This is a genomic window from Oceanobacillus sp. CF4.6, from assembly GCF_051262635.1.
Taxonomy (GTDB): domain Bacteria; phylum Bacillota; class Bacilli; order Bacillales; family Amphibacillaceae; genus Oceanobacillus.
The window spans coordinates 1-548 of the sequence record NZ_JBIMEX010000037.1 but is presented as its reverse complement, the minus strand read 5'-3'; the positions used below and the strand labels follow the sequence as shown (position 1 = coordinate 548).

Annotated in this window: 1 protein-coding gene; it reads left to right on the top strand. The window is 32.3% G+C overall.

The window, feature by feature from the left end:
- Positions 1–139: 139 nt before the first annotated feature.
- Positions 140–295, top strand: a complete 156-nt coding sequence (locus ACHABU_RS20680; protein ID WP_435766840.1) for a hypothetical protein — start codon at positions 140–142, stop codon at positions 293–295.
- Positions 296–548: the final 253 nt, after the last annotated feature.

Below are 548 nucleotides of genomic sequence, written 5' to 3'. Positions count from 1 at the left end.
GTGAAAATTAGTCAATAATTACTGTAAAAAGGAGAAACTCTCGTTCTCTATTTTTACAAAACTAAAGTGAAAGCGATTACTTTACATCGACCCTTGTAAAATATTTAGAGGGAATTTCGTTGGGAGGAGGGTAATTATTATGAGGAAAGGTATTAAGTTAGGTATTGGAATAACTGGGCTGCTAAGTATGGTTTATTATTTGTCCGTTCAAGGTAAAGTTTGCAATAGTTATTCTGAAATAGCTGTTGAAGATAATATCGTAAATGCACAAGGTGGCTGGCCTCACATGCATTAATAGCTAGTTTGTACGATAAAAATCGAACACAAAGAATAAATAATTTCTTAGGTGAACTTTCTTAATTAATTATTTGGGGAGGAAAAAAAGAATGGAAAAGGTAATGGTTGAAGAAGTTTCTCTACTTATTAATAATGAAGATGTAAAAACAAAACAAACATTAGAAATAAGAGATCCAGGAAAATTGGATGAAATAGTAGGGAGAGTATCAGAAGGAACGAAAGAGGATGTAGATAAGGCAGTTAAAGCTGCA

What these genes read in the sequence shown, in the direction of transcription:
- ACHABU_RS20680 (WP_435766840.1), top strand. Translation starts at nt 140, where the DNA reads ATGAGGAAAGGTATTAAGTTAGGTATTGGAATAACTGGGCTGCTAAGT.